Here is a 19684-nt window from a genome sequence, read left to right as displayed (position 1 = left end):
TGAATATAATGGAATCAACATTTAATGCATTAGAAACAGAAAGGTCTACACAGACCATAAAAAAATTGAAAGGGGCAGAAGTTATTTTGGAAATCCTGAAAGCTGAAAACGTCAATACGATCTTCGGATATCCTGGTGGAGCTGTCATTCCGATTTATGACGCATTATATGATTACAAAGACGATTTAAAGCATATTCTCGTTAGACATGAACAGGGAGCAATCCACGCAGCACAGGGGTTCTCCAGGTCTTCGAACCATACCGGGGTAGCTATTGCAACCAGTGGCCCGGGAGCAACCAATCTGGTAACAGGACTTGCAGATGCTATGATTGACAGCACACCGGTTGTTTGCATAACCGGACAAGTATATGCATCCCTTTTGGGATCTGATGCTTTTCAGGAAGTAGATGTGATCAATGTTACCGCTCCTGTTACCAAGTGGAACTGTCAGGTAACCGATGCTAAAGATATTCCGACAGCTTTGGCAAAAGCTTTCTATATAGCAAGATCAGGGCGACCAGGTCCTGTATTGGTGGATATTACTAAAAATGCACAACTTCAGGAAATCGATTTTACAGGATATGAGGCCTGTAATTCCATCCGGTCTTATCATCCTAAACCCCGAATCAGGCATGAATACATTGAGCAGGCTGCTCTATTGATCAATGCTGCTAAAAGACCATTCCTACTTTTCGGGCAAGGAGTGATTATAGGAAAGGCAGAAAAAGAGTTACAGGATTTGGTTGAAAAAACCGGCATTCCTGCGGCTTCTACTGCTTTGGGTTTAGGAGCACTTTCTACAGAACATCCGCTTTATGTAGGAATGCTAGGAATGCATGGACATTATGCTCCTAACAAATTAACCAATGATTGTGATGTGATTATCGCTGTAGGAATGCGATTTGACGATCGTGTAACCGGAAAATTGGATCAATATGCGAGACAAGCTAAAGTAGTTCATCTCGATATTGACCTTGCGGAAATAGATAAAAATGTAAAAGCGGATGTCCCTGTTCTTGGTAATTGTAAAGAAACACTTCCTCTGCTGACTGAGGCTCTTTCAGAAAACTCACATAAAGAGTGGCTGGATCAGTTTAAAGAACTGCATCGTGAAGAAAATCTTGAGGTTGTACACAAGGAATTGAATCCGGAAACAGAAGAACTTACCATGGGAGAGGTGTTAAAATACCTGAACCAACTCACCCATGGAGAGTACATCATCTGTACGGATGTGGGACAGCACCAGATGATTTCCTGCAGATATGCTGAATTTAAAAAATCAAAAAGAAACGTCACTTCAGGTGGTCTTGGAACAATGGGATTTGGTCTTCCTGCAGCAATAGGTGCAAAAATGGCAAATCCTGACAAGCACGTGATCTGTATTGCCGGAGACGGTGGTTTTCAGATGAACATCCAGGAGCTGGGAACTATTTCACAATTCGGAATAGGGGTAAAGATGATTGTTCTGAACAATTCTTTTCTCGGGATGGTTCGTCAATGGCAGGAACTCTTTCATGACAAGCGATATTCTTTCGTGGATATTACCAGTCCGGACTTTTCTGCTGTTGCTGAAGCCTATGGTATTAAAGCAAAGCATGTAAAAGAAAGAGCTTTCCTGGAATCTTCATTAAAAGAAATGCTTGAAACAGAGGGATCTTATCTTCTGGAAATAAAAGTAGGAAAAGAAAATAATGTTTTCCCGATGGTTCCACAAGGATGCAGCGTAAGTGAAATCCGCTTAAAATAAAAATAAATATGATGAATAAACAGGAATACACCATAAGCGTTTTCACAGAAAACCAGGTAGGATTACTCGCCAGAATAGCAACGGTTTTTTCTAGAAGGGGGATTAATATAGACAGCCTGAATGTTTCACCTACAGAAATTACAGGTATTTCCAGGTTTACCATTGTAGTGGAAACTACATATGAAACTGTAAGGAAAATATCCCGCCAGATTCAGAAGCTGGTAGAAGTGATAAAAGTATATTACAATACCAATGAAGAAATCGTATGGCAGGAACTGGCACTTTTTAAAATAGAAACCAATGTCGTTTCTGAAAAATTCTATGTTGAAAGGATTTTAAGACAATATGGTGCAACCATCGTAAGTGTAAGAAATGATTATACTGTTTTTACGATTGTGGGACATCATGAAGAAATAGGCCGTTTCCTTGACCTTCTGGAGCCTCATGGTCTTATAGAGTTTATCAGAAGCGGAAGAGTAGCAGTTATTAAATCCAATGAAGCTTTCCATAAAAAGCTGACGGCCCTTGAAAAAATGGCTTATCAATAAAAAACACAAGTTCAATATATATAATGTGGCCAGAATTGGCCGGAAAAATAACAATTAAAAACAAAATTATGGCATTAATTAAATTTGCAGGAGTAGAAGAAAATGTAGTAACAAGAGAAGAATTTCCAATTGAAAAAGCGCAGGATGTATTAAAAAATGAGACTGTAGCGGTTTTAGGATATGGTATCCAGGGACCTGGTCAGGCTTTAAACCTTCAGGATAACGGAATCAATGTAATTGTCGGACAACGTAAGAATTCTAAAAGTTGGGATAAGGCAGTACAAGATGGATTTATTCCGGGTGAAACATTATTTGAATTAGAAGAGGCAGCACAAAGAGGAACTATTCTGTGCTATCTTTTAAGTGATGCTGCACAGATCGAATTCTGGCCAACATTAGAAAAACACCTTACCCCTGGAAAAACATTATATTTCTCACATGGTTTCGGAATTACCTATAATCACCAGACTAATATCGTACCGTCTAAAGAGGTAGATGTGGTTTTGGTGGCGCCTAAAGGATCCGGAACATCTTTAAGAAGACTTTTTGTGGAAGGTAAGGGATTGAACAGCAGTTATGCCATCCATCAGGATGCAACGGGAAATGCAAAGGATAAAGTAATTGCATTAGGGATTGCGGTAGGTAGCGGATATTTGTTCGAAACCAACTTTAAGAAAGAAGTATATAGTGATCTGGTAGGAGAAAGGGGCTCATTGATGGGTGCAATACAGGGACTTTTTGCGGCTCAGTTTGAAGTATTGAGAGCTCAGGGACATTCACCTTCCGAAGCCTTTAATGAAACCGTTGAGGAATTAACACAGTCTTTAATGCCTTTGGTGGCAGAGAACGGAATGGATTGGATGTATGCCAACTGTTCAACAACAGCCCAAAGAGGAGCTTTAGATTGGTGGAAAAAGTTTTATGACGCTACAAAACCTGTATTTGAAGAGCTGTATCAAAGTGTGAAAGAAGGAACTGAATCACAAAAATCAATTTCAAGTAACAGTAAAGAAAATTACAGGGAAGGTCTTAACAAAGAGCTAGAAGAATTGAGAAATAGCGAATTATGGCAAGCCGGGAAAGTCGTAAGATCGTTACGTCCGGATAGAGAATATGAATATGAAAAGTAAAACCATTACTTTCCCTTCCTTAGATGCTGTTAAAAAGGCCCGGAAAACTCTGGAAAATATTGTCAATACAACACCACTACAGGAAAGCGTTAGACTTTCCAGACAGATTGGAGCTGATATTTTTTTGAAAAGGGAAGATATGCAACCGGTCCGTTCCTATAAGATCAGGGGTGCCTATAATAAAATCTACAGCCTCCACAGAGATGATAAAACCGGAAATGGAGTTGTTTGTGCCAGTGCAGGAAATCATGCCCAAGGCGTTGCTTTTGCATGCAGGAAAATGAAGATCAACGGAACGATTTTCATGCCCGTCACGACTCCTAAGCAAAAACTGGAGCAGGTAGCCATGTTTGGGGAACAGTATGTTGAAATAAAGCTTATAGGCGATACTTTCGATGACACAAAGAATGCGGCCATAGCATACAGTGAAAATTCGGGAGCTGAATTTATCCATCCGTTTGATGATGTGGAAATCATTGAAGGGCAGGCTACCTTGGCCATGGAAATTCTGGAACAAGCAAAAGATCCTATAGATTTTGTACTTGTACCACTTGGAGGAGGTGGGTTAGCTGCTGGCATTATCACTGTGTTTTCGATTTTATCACCTCAAACGAAAATCATTATTGCAGAACCAAAGGGAGCTGCATCGATGAAGGCATCTGTAGAAGCCGGAACCAATATCGAATTGTTGTACATTGATAAATTTGTAGATGGAGCTGCTGTTCAAAAGGTAGGCGACCTTACTTTTGAAATCTGCAGGGACCATATCCATGAGTGTATTGCTGTTCATGAAGGGAAAGTATGTGAAACTTTATTGGAACTTTACAACAAGGATGCAATGGTGCTTGAGCCTGCAGGTGCATTGACGATAGCTGCACTGGAGCTCTGTAAAGAAGAGATAGCGGGAAAAAATGTTGTATGCATTGTAAGCGGAAGTAACAATGATATTACAAGGACGGAGGAGATTAAAGAAAGGGCAATGCTTTATAAAGGATTGAAACATTATTTTATTGTAAAATTTCCTCAGCGACCGGGTGCTCTTAAAGAATTTGTTCTGAGTGTTTTGGGAACATCGGATGATATTACTTTTTTTGAATATACCAAAAGGAATTCCCGGGAAACTGCTTCAGCGATCGTTGGTATTGAAGTTCCTTCTTTTTCAGACTTTGAAGGATTATTAAAGAGAATGAAGCAGGCTGGGTATTATGAATCATATCTCAATGATTCCCCCAATATGATGAATATTTTAATTTAGATTAATGAATCAAGCCACTTACAAAAGTGGCTTGATTATTTGGTAAACATAAGCTTTGACCGGTAATAAATACCCGTTATAGTCTTATGGATACTTAAAATAAGGCTAAACTGATAAATGTCATGGTGTTTATTATTTTTATTCAGTCTAAATAAATATAAATTTGTTGTAGCAAAATAACAATAAGAAATAGAGAGATAATTACTCTCAATTATTACGGTTTGTTTTTTGGAAAGTATAATAAAAATAACACAACTAATCATATCCATATCAATTTTTGTTTTTTTAACCGGTGAGGCCATATCTCACCGGTTTTCTTTTATTATAGGATAAATGTTCCTGTAAAAAGAAACCCTTCCTATTATTGGAAGGGTTAGTTGTTAGAGTAAATTATTTCAGTTTATTAGATAAATCAAATCGTTACGATTATTCCTGATGGCTTAAACAGCTTCAGATTTACTTAAATTCCTGATATCATTGAATAATGTCCGTACTTCACCCCATGTATTTACTCTTTGGTGGTGATCTATATTACTGTTGTGTCCTGCGTTAAACATAATTGGTCTTCCCTTACAGAAATCCAGATTTTTAATATGGTCATCAATAAGGTAGTCCGTATCGATTACACTCTTATCTCCGCACATAATGATATTTTTCCATAAAATAAAAGGGAAGTGCTCCTGCAGCCATTGGTATTTTTCATATAATGAAAGCGGAAACTCCATTGCTGCTGTCACAATATATACATCATAATCTTTCATCAGTTCCTGTACTACCTCTATGGCACCAGGCATTACCGGTAAGGTGCGGAAAAATCCCGGAGTTTGCAGATATTCGAATATTACTTCTTTGTTGGGAAAAGCGTCCGGTTCCGGTTTACCAATCATATCTTCCCGGCTGATTAAAATGCCATGATCCCTGTAATACCAGTCAATTAATTGTGCCTCTACATCTGCTATTACACCATCCATATCTATAGCGATCGTTTCTTTTTTATTTTTCATTTTGCAATTATTTGCAACAAATATATTAAATATTGCATAAAGTTGCATTATCTTGCAATAAATATTTTCTATATTTGTGTTATGATAAAAGCTGAAAGACAGGATCGCATTCTGGAATATCTGGCCAAGGACAAAAAGGTTTTGCTTGATCAATTGAGCAAAACCCTTAAAGTATCTGAAGATACCATACGCCGGGATATTAAAGAATTATCCGATAAAGGGTTGCTTAAAGCCGTCCGTGGTGGTGCTCTTCAACGGTCATCAATGCCGTTGCATTTTAAGGACCGACAGAATATTGATGTGGCCCACAAAAAGATGATTGCAGAGAAGGTTTTGGAATATATCACTCCCGGCATGGTTCTGCTTGTGGATTCAGGAACTTCAGCATTGGCTGTAGTAGCGAATTTGCCAAAGGATATCGCTTTAACTGTTGTCACCAATAGCTTTCCTGTGGCTTCCCTTTTGGAAGACCATACAGAAATTGAAGTTTTGTTTATGGGAGGAATGTTGAATAAAATTTCATTCTCTACAACAGGATACGAAACCATACAAAGTATAAGAAATATCAGGGCAGATATCTGTCTACTGGGTGTTTGCAGTATTGATCTGGAGATGGGTGTGACGGGAGATGATTACGAAGATAGTCTGGTAAAAAGAGTAATGATAGAAACTTCAAAATGTACGATTGCCTTATCGACCTCAGATAAACTGGGAAAATCGGAATCCTTTTACATATGCGCCACGAATTCCCTGAATGTAATCATCACAGAAGCTGATTCCGATTCTGATTATTTAAAACCTTATATAGAAGCGGGTATAGAAGTACGGTAAAATCAAAAGGCAAAGAATAACTTTCTTTGCCTTTTGATCAATTCTAATCGATAATAATGGCCATGCATAACCCATTTGGCCCTGCTTGTGATCTTGGACGGCATGCTCCGTTAATGCAGCACCAGTCATCACCACATTCCAGGTTGGCAGGACATTGCAGGTATCCACCATTAATACGTCTTAGTTCACTTCTTTCCAATGATTTTAAATTTTTCATAGTACATAGTTTTAGTTGTAAAACAAATGTAATGAATTATGTAGTAGGAAATTATCTGTTATTAAAAAAAACCTGTTTATCTTTTTACAAAGTGATTTTTTCTCCTTTTACAGGGAAAATATACCGGATTCCCGAAGTATTTTTTTCCTTCAGTTGCTTCTTGATTTTCTCTATGTTATCATCCACAGGTTTCAGGTGGGTAATGATTATAGGGACGTTTTTTAGTTTTCCGGGTTGACAAAAACCATTTAGAATATTCAATTCATTTTCCAATAACGCTGGGGTAAGATGTCCAAATAATGATTTATCCGGTTGTTCATTTGGAAAAGAAACTTCTATTAGAATTCCTTTTAGCTTTTGCTTATTTACATATGGAGCAACCTGTTTCCATAGTTTTTCGAGCTTATTGCTTTTTTCTATACGATCGCTTCCCGTATCTCCCAAGTAAAGAAGGTAATCATCATTATACCGTAAAAGAAAAGCTGTACTTTCATAAGGGTTGACGTGGCTAATCGGAAAAGCTGTCACATACATTTCTGTGTCTGTTAGAGGTATTTCCCTGTTTTCTTCCAGACTGATCATTTTATATTTACCTAACCTGGGTGTTTCTCCGGTATCGGTAAAATTAGCCCAGCTTTGCCACGAGAAATATTTATCTGTAATGATGTTTCCAACAGAAGGTAGTGTATACACGGACTTTTTTGTATCATCCGGGCTGTTGATGATCAATCCGCTTACATGATCAAGATGTGCATGGGAGATAAGATAGCCTTTGATATTTTGTTGGATCACCTGCAATGCAGAATTTTGTTTAAAATTTCCCTTCTCTATTGCTTTTTCAATTCCGGAACGTATTGTTCCGGCATCAAGAGTAATATAATTGTCAGAATGCACCGGAGCAGCCATGTAGCTGGATAAATTACTTTCATCACCTCCACCATAAATCCCCAATGGGATTACTTTGAAGCTGTTCTGTGCGGAACAAATGGCTGTCGACAAAATAATAGCCAGGCTGAAAAATTGTTTTATCATGTAAAATACGTGTTATTGTTATGAGGAATAATGGGAATACAAATTTAATTTAAAACATAGCGATCACAAAACAAATTAAGAAATCTATGTTTTGTAAGACTCCAGGTAATTATAATTATGTTTATTACAATTCTGAAATAAGGGAAAAGGGCTTCTCATAAATGAAAAGCCCCTGCTGCAAATGCATTACATATAAGCATGTAATAAGTTATTAAATAAAAGCTTCCCGCTGGAGGGAAGCTTTAGACTAAAATGATGAAAATTATTATTAAGGTGATGTTTCGTATTCAAAAATAGTGATTGCTATACATTTGTTTTTATGATCATGATCATAAAGTGGTGGATTATACTAGTCGTTTATCAAAAATAATTATGGATTTACTTTACTAAAGTAGCGTCAAGTTCTATTTTTCAACTATGAAAAAAAGAACTTTCACTTCAAATAAAGTTGCCGCTTGTTTAATTCCGATTTTGAATGTTTCGGGGGATACTATTTTTAGAGCTTTGAACAAAAGGTGATGTGTAGCCTCACCAGGGATCGAACCTGGATCTAAAGTTTAGGAAACTTTTGTTCTATCCATTGAACTATGAGGCCTTAGTGGGTCAAATATATTAATATCCATTTAAAAATAAGCCATGTTCAGCCATTTTTTCTTTCAAAAAGGCTGATTTCCATTTTGGCTACATCAATATCCGTTTTGGCAACTTCAGTCATTTTTCGAGTGCGGACATTTGTATTGTAATTTTAATACAACAAAAAATGAAAACAATTTTTATAACAGGTGCCTCTACAGGACTTGGAAAAGCGAGTGCTAAATTATTTCAAAGCAAAGGATGGAATGTAATAGCAACGATGAGAAATCCGGAATCTGATACCGAACTGCATACTTTAGAAAATGTAACGTTACTTCCTTTGGATGTTACCAATCCGGAACAGATCAAATCTACAGTAAAAAAGGCATTGGAGATGAGTTCGATAGACCTTGTATTCAATAATGCGGGATATGGTTTAATAGGACCTTTGGAAGCTTTAACAGATGATCAGATCGTAAAACAATTAAATACCAATCTTTTGGGAGTGATCCGTGTTACACAGGCATTTATTCCTTATTTCAGGGAAAAGAGAAGCGGAATGTTCATTACTACAACTTCTATTGGAGGCTTGATTGCTTTTCCATTAGGATCTACCTATCATGCCACGAAGTGGGCATTGGAAGGATGGAGCGAAAGCCTGGCATTTGAACTGAATACCTTCGGGGTGGATATAAAAACCGTTTCTCCAGGCGGGATTAAAACAGATTTTATCAGTAGGTCGCTGGATATGGGTACCCAACCGGAATATGAACCAATGATCAATACTATGTTTTCCAATACGGAAGCGATGATGGAAGGGGCTTCAGAGCCTGAATTAATTGCTGAAGTAGTATATGAAGCTGCTACCGACGGTAAAAAGCAACTTCGCTATGTTGCAGGTAAAGATGCTAATGAGCTGTATGCACAACGTCTGGAGATGGGAGCAGAAGCATTCCGTGAACAATTCGGAAAGCAATTTATATAAATATTCATTCAAAGAACAGTGCAGATATAACGACTGCACTGTCTTTTTAACTTTAAATAATGCTTACATTTATATTATGGAAAAGAAAGATAATGCTCCTCTGAAAATTTCCTCTATTTCCGAGCTGCACGATATATTACAGGTTCCCAAACCGCTACATCCTCTGATCAGTCTTGTGGATAATACCACAATGAGTGTAAATAAAGAAATACTAAACCGGAATTTTGTCTTGAATTTTTACAAGATATCATATAAATTTTCTGAAAACGGGAAAATGGGATATGGCCAAGGATATTATGACTTTAACGAGGGTGGAATGATGTTTACGGCTCCCAACCAGATCCTGTCCACTGACGAAGAAGCGGAATACCATGGATATACCTTATTCATACATCCTGATTTTATTAGGAATTATCCCTTGGCTAAGAATATAAAGAAATATGGCTTCTTTTCTTACGATACAAATGAAGCACTTCACTTATCCGACAAAGAGAAGAAGCTTATCGTAGGATTGCTGGATAATATCAATGGAGAACTCCATACTGCGATTGATGATATCAGCCAGGATGTCATTATATCTTATATTGAAGTATTACTCAATTACAGCAACAGATTTTATAAGCGTCAGTTTATTACCCGCAAAACCGTAAGCAATGATCTTCTTTCCCGGATGGAAAAGATCCTGGAGAATTATTTTGAAGATCAGGAGACCTTACAAAATGGACTTCCTACCGTTGAGTTTCTGGCTTCCCGACTGAACCTGTCACCCCATTACCTGAGTGATATGCTTCGTAACCTTACAGGTCAAAATGCCCAGCAACATATCCATGAAAAATTAATTGAAAAAGCGAAAGAATATCTTACAACCACCAGCTTATCTGTAGCAGAAATAGCTTATCAGCTGGGATTCGAGCATTCACAATCATTTAATAAATTATTCAAAAAGAAAATGAATATTACACCCCTAATATTTAAGCAATCGTTTAACTGATTATTGCAAAGGGCTGAAATGTAAGAATGGTTGCTTTTTATTGTTGAAAATCACTTTGTATGATATTCCTGAGAATAAAGTTTGCCCGTGCCTGCGGAGTATCAGGCGGTACAACTATAGGCGTATAACCATAATCAATATAGGTAGACCTCATCACATTATAAGTTTCTGCTGCTTCTTCCCAGGTTTGCTTTCTTTCGCCGTCTATTCTGTAGATTTCCGGCCAGGGTGGAAGAATAAATACCTGGGGATTATAGAGATAATTTGTGGTAATATTTTTCATTTCAGAGGTAACAGGTAATTGAATCATACGCGCATAGCAAAAAGCATCTATAATCCCACGATCAAAAAAAACAATCTCATCCCGAACATCAGAAACAGCCTCATAACTTTGTAAAGATGCACTGATCATAAGATCCGTATAGAGTTCTCTGTTTCCCCATGGAAGTCCATTTCCTTTATTCTTTATCTGTTCTTTAATGATTTGTCTTGCATCTTCTTCTACCGTCCGATATCCTGTATTTTCAAGTTCGTTCAGTAGAGTTGTTTTTCCAACACCGGGACCACCGGTGATGATGTAAAAGTTGTTCCTACTGTATTTCATTCCCATTTTTATGGAGTTTTAAAAGGAAAATGATTTAATCTATTTCCTGGCTTTTATATTTGTTCCTGTAATCTGCCGGAGTGAGTCCTGTGATTCTTTTAAAGACCGTTCTGAAGGTTTTAAGATCGTTATAGCCGATACTGTAAGTAACGTCAGCAATATTGTGTTCTCCAGATTCAAGAGCTTTCTTTGCAGCTTCTACCTTTACACGCTGGATGTACTCTATAGGATTTAGGGAAGTCGCATTTTTAAAACGGCGGATAAAATTTCTGCGACTCATATTCACCTGGCTGGCGATCTGTTCTACTGAAATTTCTGTTGTAAATTCCTTTTCAATATAACTTTGTGCTTTATGGATTTCATCATCATTATGCCTGCGCTGTCCGGAAAAGATTGTAAAAATGCCCTGGGAACTTCGTCCATAGTCAAGAGCATAGAATTTGCTTAAAGAAACCGCCACTTCTTTACCGCAGTTTTTTTCAATGAAATACAAAATTGCATTCAATGATGAAAATCCGCCACCGCCTGTAATGATCGCCTTTGAATGAGTAACCACATGGTCCGGTTTGAAATCGATTAAAGGGTATCGATACTGAAGATCTTCTATAGCGTTCCAATGTGAAGTCGCAGGCATATGATCAAGAAGTCCGCTTTCAGCAAGGAAATATGCTCCGGTACAAAGACTGATGATCTCACATTTTTGTTCATACTTTTTCAGAATCCATCCCGTCAGTACAGCATTTTTTGTTAATATGGCATTCACATCTTCCTGTCCGGATTTCATGGGAGCCACAATCACAACATCTGTATCGAATTTTTCTGCCAGTGTTCTGCTACAGCAAAACTGCATAGGCAGCCCGGATGAAACTTCTTTATGATGAACCCCGATAAGTTCTATATGAAAGGGAAGTGGCCTGCCATTCATTAATGCCATCTCATTGGCACTGCTTAAAAGTGCTGTTACCGTGGAGACTGCTGTAGGTATAGCATCTTCATACACTATAATTGAAATATGTTTCATAATATCAGTGCTTGTATACTCAAAAGTACATAATTAAATGGCACAAAATGCACTGCATGTTGTCATTTATGCGTTGCCCCTTTTACAAAGAGGCTCTTTAATTTTACATAAAAATCAGTTATGAAAACAATATTTGAACATAAAGAGAGGCAGGAGCTGATCGAAAGGATCAGTGCACTAACAGATAATAAGACTGCACAGTGGGGAAAAATGAATGTTTATCAGATGATCAGACACTGTACCGTTTGGAATGATTGGATTTTAGGAAGAAATAAACAAGAATATAAACAGGAATTTTTGGGAAAACTATTTGGGAGAATGGCTTTAAAAAGATTATTGCGGGAAGGAGCTGTCATGGATAAAAATGTACCGGCCGGTGAATTTGCCATTAAAGAAAAAACAGGAGATACGGACTTATATAAAAAAATATGGTTGGAGCAGATTGCTGCTTATGAACACTATTCAAATTGCGATTTTATCCATAATTTCTTTGGGAAAATGAAAACAGAGGATTTGGGCATATTTGTTTATAAACACATGGATCATCATTTACGGCAGTTTAATGTATAATATTCATAATATAGGATACTAATCATTATTTCTTGCTATATTGGTCTTTCACTAATTGTTACCTAATATTATGAAATACCTATATTTAGTAGTATGCTCACTTTTAATTATTGCCTGTAAAGGACAGGGAAAAACAGATCTTTCCACATTGAGATTGAATGAGTCCATTGAAGATCTGATCGACTTTAAAAATAAAAATATGGTTGAAGTAAATACTGTTGAATATCCCTTTTGTTTATTTATTGAAATAGATAATTCAGAGAAGTTTACGTTTGACGGAATAGATTTAAAAGGACAAAAAGTATTTTTCCAGATTAATTCCGAGCGATTGAAAACAGACAGTATCACAAAATTTGGTGGAGGTCATTTTGATATGCAGGGTTTTAAAGATAAAAAAGAACTTGCTGCAATTCTGAAAAAGCAAAAAGCAGATCCCATAATATATGGATTCAGGATAGAAATGAAAACTCCTGCCCTGAAGAAAGAAATCCTAAAAAAGCTCGAAAGCCGTTACGGAAAGGGAATTAAAAATCCTAATACGTATAATGGGCTATACTGGAATGTAAAAAAAGACAATCGATATATTTTCTATGCACCGGACTATGACAGGCTAATTATTCTGAATAATACAAACCTTTCAAAAACATGTTATTGGGATGCTATGAACGGTCTTATAGATTTTGGCGGATGTGACAATGAGTCTTATACGAAAGAACTCACCAAGAACAGAACCGATTCTAAAGATATCAAAGATAAACCTGTTATCAAAATTGATAAAAACTGGAATATAAATGATCTTGCACTTGGTACTTCAACCGAAGCGGATTTTGTTAAATCTCCGCTCAACAAAAATTTTGAAAGAATAACCACTGTAGATTCAAAAGGAGACCTCAAAGAATTGATGCAGCAAAATACTTATAATAATTTTCATTTTTATTTCACAGCTGGAAAAAACGGTGAAAATGATCAGAAAAATAACATTTTGAAAGGTTATGCGATCAATGACTTTGAAGCGGTGGAGGTTTCCTTTGGGAATCAGTTGAAAAAAGGAATGAAAGGAGAGGATGTATTAAAGATCATAGGTGAAAATGATGTTGTAGGAGATCCGGGATTAAAGTACTCCAATTATTTAGAGATTAAAAATCCTGCTTATAAAATCAATTTAATATTTGATGATAATAAATTGTTTTCAAGCATGTATGTGCTCAAAAAAGAATAGAAATTGTGCCAGAAAGAAATAAAGCTCCGGTAAATCCGGAGCTTTAATATTTATTCCATGATCCACTCGGTAGCTTTTTGTAGAACGGCATCAGCATTTTTATCCTCTGAAGGAGTAATCATAATGTCCGGTTGTATGCCTTCCTTGTATTCTTTTCCTGTCCGGTCCATTTCGTAGGAAACCGCAAGGTAAAGAGTTCTTCCATCACTCAGTTCGTATCCCTGATTTGCACTTGTAAGTCCAGCAGAAGGCTGACCAAAGGTTTTAACATTCTTTTTTCCGATAAAGGAAATAGTGGTTGCCTCACCACTACTGGCTGTCATAGGTCCTATTAAAACTGCTATTTTAGGGTTCTGATCATGTAGCGTATAGGGTTTTGAAACTGAAACACTATACATACTGCCATCCTTGTATTTCCAGGCACTTTTGCTTTTTCCATCTTTTGTAAAATAACCCAAAGCTCCTTCTCCTGTTAAGGGGCCCAATCCCGTGATCATGGGATACATATTGCCCCCGGTATTGGATCTGAGATCCACAATCCAGCCTTTCAGGGTGTTTTCTGAATCAAGCTTTTTAATCATACCCTGTATTTTTTCAGCAAAAGCATTACCTACTTCTTTGTTAAGAGATGAAAATGCGGGAACCATAATATAACCGATCTTTTGGTCCAATAATTTATATTCAGGTTCGATAGGAGAACTTTTGGTACTCTTTTTTTCTTCAGCATATTGTTTGTTGTCCACGAACGAATGATTATCTCCTGCAGCCCGCAACACTTTTATAATATGTTGAATAGCAGGAGCTGTATCTTCCTCTGTTACCATACCTCCTGAAAGTTTCTGAAGGTTATTATCAAGTGAACTCCAGTCTATTTTATTTTTAAAAATCGAATTTTTCTTTACGATGTTTTTAAATTGATTGATATACTTCAAAGCGGTCTTCGAAGCTTCCTTATCGGAAAATGGGATTTCCGTGACAGAAAAATCATCAAACCAAACTTTACCACTTCCTTTTAAAAAGCCACCCAATACAAAATAGTCTGCCTGATCATTAAGTATAAATTCCAGGGTGTACTTTTTCCAATCTTCATTTTGGACTATTTTACGGTTTTGGGAAAAAGAATTTCCGAAATCAACCATAGTATTCTTTCCATCCCAAACCTGTGCCCACAGAGAAATATTACCCTGGATATTTGCTGATTTTATAAAAGCACCGATTTCAACTTTTCTTAATCCTTTTCCAGGAATCTTTACTTTTTGAGAGAAAGTTTGTAATTCATTAACATGATCCTGTTTACCGAAGATTTGTAATGAGCCGTTACCGGAGTGTTTAACCTCACCATCATATTTCATCTCATATGGGTCGAGGACTTTATGGCTCCAATCCGAAGGATAATTGTTTTCTGTTTTTTCAAAGCCGGGATTTTGTAATTGGGCTGACGCAAAGATGCTACCGGCCAAAAGAAAAATACCAATGGAAATTTTTTTCATGGTTTAAATTTGATTTCTAAAAATAGGAATATTTAAAAAATATCCAACCCTCTAATTACCTAATTTCTGAAGGAAAAGATTAAGATCTTCCTCTTTGTCCAGTCCTAATTTTTGTTTGATCCTGTAGCGGCTCATTCTTACACTTTTAGGCTCGATATGCATCAATTGGGAAATCTGGCGGGTATCCATTTTAAGATAAAGATAAGCACAAAGCTTCATATCAAGAAGGGTAAGCTTTTTATGGGCTTTTTCGTTGATGAGGTTAAAGAAATCGGGGTGAACTTTCTGAATCTGGAGTTTTGCATCTTCAAAATCATTATCAAGAACGAGCTCTTCTTTCATAATCTTCTGCATATTCAGAGAGCTGTCATCGGCAAGTTTATCTTTGATGCTATGCAACATGCGGATTTTATGTTCCAGCTGAAGGACGTTGGCCATTACTTCTTTTTGAAGTTGTTGCTGCTGGGCTTCCAGCAGTTGTTGTTCTGCCCTTAATCTTGCTTGTTCTTCCTTCTCCAGTTTTACCTGCATTTCAGATTCGTGTTTTTCGAATTCAAGTTGTTTCTCCCGTTCTAAGGAAAGACGCAGTTTGAAATGGTAGGAACGAAACATAAAAAGGAGTCCAAGTAATGAAGCGATAGCAATGCAAACATATAAATAGTTTTGAAGTTTACGGCTTTCCTCCCTTTCTTTGAGTATTTTCACTTCATTATTCTTTTTTTCTGTTTCAAATTGTATCTCAAGCTTCTGTGCATTAAGGGCTTGCTGCTGATTAAAATTCTTGTCGCTGTATTCGGTTACTTCCGCCTGAAAATCCAAAGCTTTTTCAAAATTGCCCTGATTTTTATAAAAGTTAGACAAAGCCTGGGTAATATTGATTAAAGTATAATAGTATGGGGCTTTATCGGCTTTCATGAGATGATAAGCTTCTAATAAATACTTTTCTTCTAAAAGAGTATTACCATCTCTTTTGGCATATTCACTTAATATCCCAAAGCTACTGGCTTTAACTTCTGAAGCATTAGGATTATCTTTTAATATATTCCCCGCTGTCTCGGCATAATAAATGGCTTTTTTTTCTGCATCTTTATCATTGGCTGGAAAATATTTTAAATATACATTGGCAATATTGTTACAAGTGATGGCATAGGTATATCTGGATACTCTTGTTGGATATTTCAGATAAAGATCTTCAGACTTTCTTAAATAAAAGAGAACACTGTCCAGTCCTTTTTTTTCTTTGGAAGAATTGTAATTATATTCGTGGGCAACGGATAAGGCTGCATACGCATTACTGAGAAGATTGTAATTTTTTGTTTTTTCTGCATTTTCAACTGTTTTGTGCGCATAGTTATTGACTTGGGGTACATTATTCCATGTTGAATATGAGGCATAAAGCTGATAATAAAAACAGGCTGCAATATAAGGGTCCGGTGATTTTTCCAGCTCTTTTAACCCGAGCTGACAATATTTTATCCTTTTTTCGTGATCATCCAAAGTTTTATACAAGAACACTTTTGCATAATATGCGGAAGCCATTGCCTGAGGATTTTTAGATTGCTGGGCAATCATTAAAGCCGAATCACTTATCTTTTTTAAAGAGGCTATTTGCTGATCATTGGCTTTTATAACTGTGAGAAGTGTATAAGCTTTTGTTGCTTCAAGGTAATTCTTATTCCTTAAGGCGATACGAGCACTCTGCCTTGCCTTATTTTCGGCAGCAGAATAGTTTCTGTTTATTCTGTAAGCTTCTGCAAGTTGATTTAATAAAAAGGGCTTTTCTTTTTCCTCAGTGGCCGGTTTATTAATTGTCGATTGAAGACTGTCGGTATACACACCCTGAGGAAAAACATGACAGCTTATTCCTAAACAGGTCCATAAAAATATTTTGTAGAATACAGATTTCATATACTTAAAATTAAGATAATTTGTTAGATTCCCGCATAAAAGTTTGTAAATATGGACGAATATATAGAATAGCAATATGCTGGAAACCAGTGCTGTTTGATTCCTGTAGTCATATTGTAGACACCCTTATAAGAGAAGTAGATGTTTTGTAGCATCATAAAGTTTGGAAATACGCGCCATTCAAACGAATCTTTGTCTTAGCAATATTGCTGTATAATTAATCACAGATTTTTATGAACAACAAAACTTTATCTATCGTTTCCTATATTACTCCTATAGGCTGGATTATAGCCTATCTATCAGGAAAAGACAATGCAGACGCTCTACTTAAATATCATTTAAGACAGTCTTTAGGACTTATGATTATAAGTATCCTTTTCAATATTTTAATGAGAATACTGGTTTCTGTGACACCTGCATTATCTTTTTTAGGTATCGCAGGACTTCTTATTACCATATTCTGGATATTGGGAATCATTAATGCCGCAAACGGAGCAGAAAAGCCGGTTCCCGTATTCGGAAAAATGTTTGAAGATAAATTTAATTTCATTGGTTAACACAAGCAGGAAAATTAATATGGACGATTATAAATATTTCATCCGTGAAGGCAATCAGTTTCATCTTAAAACCAAAGTCTCAACTGCAGTTCTAAGAACAATATTATGTGTAGTAATAGCTGTTGTTTTGTATTACATAATCCCTCCGGAAAATAAGATAAGGCTTTGGTCAGCTCTTCTTTTCGTGTTCTTTGCATTGGTTAATTTGTTGAAGGCAACAAAAAAGTTGATCATCGATACACAGGCCAGAACCATCATTCATAAAAATAATATATTGAGTGGAGAAGCTGTTTACCGTTTTGAAGATTTTGAACAATTTTATGTACTCGTGGGAAAATATCTTTTTATCACCATGGACAGTACAGCTTTCTTAATATTTGATCAGAATGGCAGAGAGAAGAGAGTTCCGGTCGTTGTAGGGCTTTTTAGTTCAAGAACTCCACAAAATGCCATTAATGAAGTAAGCGAAATCATGAATATTGCAGAAAAATAATGGAATCGAATAAATATCAACTGGAAATAACCTCCACTGAATTAAGTATAAAACCTTATTTCGGATATTTACCAAAGATAAAGATATTCGCTTTTCTGGCTATTGTTATATTCTGTTTTGTTCCCTTTTTCACCCAGCTGAATGATAACATCCGATATACGTTGTATGGCCTTGGTGGGATCATGTTATTGTATGCGGTATATGATTTTATCTTTTGGGCCGGTATAAAATTCCTGTTTGATAAAAAAACAAACAGTATTTACAAGATTTACCCATTGTCGGTAAGAAAAAGATTAATGGCTTTTGATGAAATGACAATTATCAATACTGCAGAATATGGTGACAGGGCTTATGCCATAGGTAAAAAGAAGAAACAGTTTCTAAGAAATTATCCTATTAGTGATACCTTTTCAGGAAGTAAAAGAAGTAATAGGAGAGAGGATGAATACGTAGAACAGATACTGAATCCTATTCTTGAGTTTGTAAATAATCCTTAAATCTAAAGTCACTCCAAATACATATCAATATGAAAAAAAAGATTGTTATATTCTGGATACTGTATATGTTGTTTTTTGCAATCCCATTTCCAATGATTTTGTATTACAACATCAAGGGGGATGACCCTACTGATCTCAGCCTTGTAAACCCATGGCTTGCTTTAGGTATTTTAGCCGTTTCTCTTATATTATGGATCATTATTCTTACCGGGTATTTTCGCAAATGGATCCTGTCTAATTTTACAGCAAAAAAGAATATTGAATATTTAAACAAAAATGGAGTCCCTCGCAAAGCCGAAATAATTGAAGCTGTAAAAATAAAGGAGGAGAGTAAATATAACTCTTATGAACTAAAACTATTATTTAAAAATTTAGTAGATACTGAAATTGTCCAGAAAACAACGGTAAACGATTCAAAACCTCAGCAGCATCGATTTGAAGCTGGGAAAAAGATTGATATTCTTATTGACAAAGAAGTAAAAAGAGAACCTTATTTTATTTTTGCAGGAACTGAAGCGAAGATCAGTATCCTGACTATTTCTCTTATTTGCTTAGGATGGCTTGCGCTTGTTGCAATTATTTCCTGGTATTATATCTACTCTTATCATACGGAAAGCATGGGAATGGGTTGGAGGTTTATGGTTTTCTGGCATCCTCTTATTCTTTGCCCTGCCATTCTTTTGCTGTATAGAGTGGGATTTCCTTTGATTATAAGAGTATTTGAAGGAAAAAAAAAGGGTGAAGCCGCGCTTATTAAATTGAAAGGGATAAAAACTACAGCCAGATTACTGAGCGCCAACCAGACAGGAACCTATATCAATGAACAGCCTATGGTTCTGTTTAAAGTAGAATATATAGATTTCCAAAATCATACAAAAAGGGCAGAGCTCAAAAAAATTGTAAATCTTCTTGACCTGAATATAGTAAAACAGGCAAACATAGATATTTTTTACCTCAAAGAAAATCCTGACATTGTTGCATTTGCCTCTGATTTGGATCAAATTAGTTAAC

General features: G+C 36.3%; 20 protein-coding genes and 1 tRNA gene. 13 read left to right on the top strand and 8 right to left on the bottom strand.

Annotation, left to right across the window (positions count from 1 at the left end; all coding sequences use genetic code 11):
* Positions 1 to 8 precede the first annotated feature (8 nt).
* The 4 genes from ilvB to ilvA all read left to right on the top strand — a co-directional run bounded on the left by ilvB (position 9) and on the right by ilvA (position 4681).
* Complete coding sequence (gene ilvB / locus AAEU33_RS16050; protein ID WP_345988763.1) at positions 9 to 1748, top strand: biosynthetic-type acetolactate synthase large subunit; 1740 nt, start codon at positions 9 to 11, stop codon at positions 1746 to 1748.
* Positions 1749 to 1756: 8 nt separating this feature from the next.
* The gene (ilvN, locus tag AAEU33_RS16045; RefSeq protein ID WP_228457034.1) at positions 1757 to 2296 is read left to right on the top strand and encodes an acetolactate synthase small subunit; all 540 of its coding nucleotides are present in this window, start codon (positions 1757 to 1759) and stop codon (positions 2294 to 2296) included.
* A gap of 68 nt (positions 2297 to 2364) precedes the next feature.
* On the top strand, positions 2365 to 3426 hold the full coding sequence (ilvC, locus tag AAEU33_RS16040) for a ketol-acid reductoisomerase (protein ID WP_273647860.1): 1062 nt from the start codon (positions 2365 to 2367) through the stop codon (positions 3424 to 3426).
* Positions 3416 to 4681, top strand: coding sequence for a threonine ammonia-lyase IlvA (ilvA, locus tag AAEU33_RS16035; RefSeq protein ID WP_345988760.1), 1266 nt, complete (start codon positions 3416 to 3418; stop codon positions 4679 to 4681). Before ilvC ends, ilvA begins: the two co-directional genes overlap by 11 nt.
* 440 nt (positions 4682 to 5121) lie before the next feature.
* Here the strand turns inward: ilvA and AAEU33_RS16030 are convergent, their stop codons facing one another.
* A complete protein-coding gene (locus AAEU33_RS16030; RefSeq protein WP_345988758.1) occupies positions 5122 to 5685 on the bottom strand; it encodes a 5'(3')-deoxyribonucleotidase in 564 nt (187 codons plus the stop codon).
* Positions 5686 to 5766: 81 nt separating this feature from the next.
* Here AAEU33_RS16030 and AAEU33_RS16025 point away from each other — a divergent pair, with 81 nt between their 5' ends.
* Entirely contained in the window at positions 5767 to 6516 is a 750-nt protein-coding gene (locus tag AAEU33_RS16025) for a DeoR/GlpR family DNA-binding transcription regulator (protein WP_345988756.1), read from the top strand.
* 43 nt (positions 6517 to 6559) lie between these two features.
* On the opposite strand, the gene AAEU33_RS16020 is transcribed toward AAEU33_RS16025, so the two are convergent.
* The 3 genes from AAEU33_RS16020 to AAEU33_RS16010 all read right to left on the bottom strand — a co-directional run bounded on the left by AAEU33_RS16020 (position 6560) and on the right by AAEU33_RS16010 (position 8360).
* Positions 6560 to 6733 carry a hypothetical protein gene (locus AAEU33_RS16020; RefSeq protein ID WP_172283168.1) on the bottom strand — a complete coding sequence of 58 codons (174 nt, stop codon included), beginning with the start codon at positions 6731 to 6733 and terminating at the stop codon, positions 6560 to 6562.
* Positions 6734 to 6817: 84 nt separating this feature from the next.
* Positions 6818 to 7765 (bottom strand): 3',5'-cyclic-nucleotide phosphodiesterase, encoded by a 948-nt coding sequence (locus tag AAEU33_RS16015; protein ID WP_345988753.1) that lies wholly within the window; start codon positions 7763 to 7765, stop codon positions 6818 to 6820.
* Positions 7766 to 8288: 523 nt separating this feature from the next.
* Positions 8289 to 8360, bottom strand: a tRNA-Arg gene (locus AAEU33_RS16010).
* A gap of 165 nt (positions 8361 to 8525) precedes the next feature.
* Here AAEU33_RS16010 and AAEU33_RS16005 point away from each other — a divergent pair.
* Both AAEU33_RS16005 and AAEU33_RS16000 read left to right on the top strand, forming a co-directional pair.
* A complete protein-coding gene (locus AAEU33_RS16005; RefSeq protein ID WP_172283165.1) occupies positions 8526 to 9323 on the top strand; it encodes an SDR family oxidoreductase in 798 nt (265 codons plus the stop codon).
* Positions 9324 to 9399: 76 nt separating this feature from the next.
* The gene (locus AAEU33_RS16000) at positions 9400 to 10314 is read left to right on the top strand and encodes a helix-turn-helix transcriptional regulator (RefSeq protein ID WP_345988751.1); all 915 of its coding nucleotides are present in this window, start codon (positions 9400 to 9402) and stop codon (positions 10312 to 10314) included.
* 37 nt (positions 10315 to 10351) lie between these two features.
* On the opposite strand, the gene AAEU33_RS15995 is transcribed toward AAEU33_RS16000, so the two are convergent.
* Together AAEU33_RS15995 and AAEU33_RS15990 are read right to left on the bottom strand one after the other, a co-directional pair.
* Positions 10352 to 10918, bottom strand: a complete 567-nt coding sequence (locus AAEU33_RS15995) for an AAA family ATPase (protein WP_345988749.1) — start codon at positions 10916 to 10918, stop codon at positions 10352 to 10354.
* Positions 10919 to 10952: 34 nt separating this feature from the next.
* Positions 10953 to 11939: a helix-turn-helix domain-containing protein gene (locus tag AAEU33_RS15990; protein ID WP_345988747.1), complete on the bottom strand. Its 987-nt coding sequence runs from the start codon at positions 11937 to 11939 to the stop codon at positions 10953 to 10955.
* A 120-nt stretch (positions 11940 to 12059) separates the two neighbouring features.
* On the opposite strand from AAEU33_RS15990, the gene AAEU33_RS15985 reads away from it, so the two are divergent.
* Both AAEU33_RS15985 and AAEU33_RS15980 read left to right on the top strand, forming a co-directional pair.
* Complete coding sequence (locus tag AAEU33_RS15985) at positions 12060 to 12509, top strand: DUF1569 domain-containing protein (protein ID WP_345988745.1); 450 nt, start codon at positions 12060 to 12062, stop codon at positions 12507 to 12509.
* A gap of 70 nt (positions 12510 to 12579) precedes the next feature.
* Positions 12580 to 13728: a hypothetical protein gene (locus AAEU33_RS15980; protein ID WP_345988743.1), complete on the top strand. Its 1149-nt coding sequence runs from the start codon at positions 12580 to 12582 to the stop codon at positions 13726 to 13728.
* Between the two features lie 50 nt (positions 13729 to 13778).
* Here AAEU33_RS15980 and AAEU33_RS15975 read toward each other — a convergent pair whose 3' ends face one another.
* Positions 13779 to 15218 carry a S41 family peptidase gene (locus tag AAEU33_RS15975; protein WP_345988741.1) on the bottom strand — a complete coding sequence of 480 codons (1440 nt, stop codon included), beginning with the start codon at positions 15216 to 15218 and terminating at the stop codon, positions 13779 to 13781.
* A 51-nt stretch (positions 15219 to 15269) separates the two neighbouring features.
* Entirely contained in the window at positions 15270 to 17126 is a 1857-nt protein-coding gene (locus tag AAEU33_RS15970; protein ID WP_345988739.1) for a hypothetical protein, read from the bottom strand.
* A gap of 233 nt (positions 17127 to 17359) precedes the next feature.
* Between AAEU33_RS15970 and AAEU33_RS15965 the strand changes: the two genes are divergently transcribed.
* Genes AAEU33_RS15965 through AAEU33_RS15950 form a run of 4 tightly spaced genes read left to right on the top strand, consistent with a single transcriptional unit; the run spans position 17360 to position 19683 of the window.
* Positions 17360 to 17683, top strand: coding sequence for a DUF4870 domain-containing protein (locus AAEU33_RS15965; RefSeq protein WP_172283152.1), 324 nt, complete (start codon positions 17360 to 17362; stop codon positions 17681 to 17683).
* Positions 17684 to 17702: 19 nt separating this feature from the next.
* Positions 17703 to 18176: a hypothetical protein gene (locus tag AAEU33_RS15960; protein WP_345988737.1), complete on the top strand. Its 474-nt coding sequence runs from the start codon at positions 17703 to 17705 to the stop codon at positions 18174 to 18176.
* On the top strand, positions 18176 to 18673 hold the full coding sequence (locus AAEU33_RS15955; RefSeq protein WP_345988735.1) for a hypothetical protein: 498 nt from the start codon (positions 18176 to 18178) through the stop codon (positions 18671 to 18673). The genes AAEU33_RS15960 and AAEU33_RS15955 overlap by 1 nt, the downstream gene beginning before the upstream one ends.
* 29 nt (positions 18674 to 18702) lie before the next feature.
* The gene (locus AAEU33_RS15950) at positions 18703 to 19683 is read left to right on the top strand and encodes a hypothetical protein (protein ID WP_345988733.1); all 981 of its coding nucleotides are present in this window, start codon (positions 18703 to 18705) and stop codon (positions 19681 to 19683) included.
* The last annotated feature ends 1 nt before the right edge of the window (position 19684 follow it).

The organism is Chryseobacterium sp. Chry.R1 (assembly GCF_039645525.1).
GTDB lineage: Bacteria > Bacteroidota > Bacteroidia > Flavobacteriales > Weeksellaceae > Chryseobacterium > Chryseobacterium proteolyticum.
The sequence above is the reverse complement of the archived record's forward strand: the minus strand, read 5'-3'. Positions and strand labels throughout refer to the sequence as shown.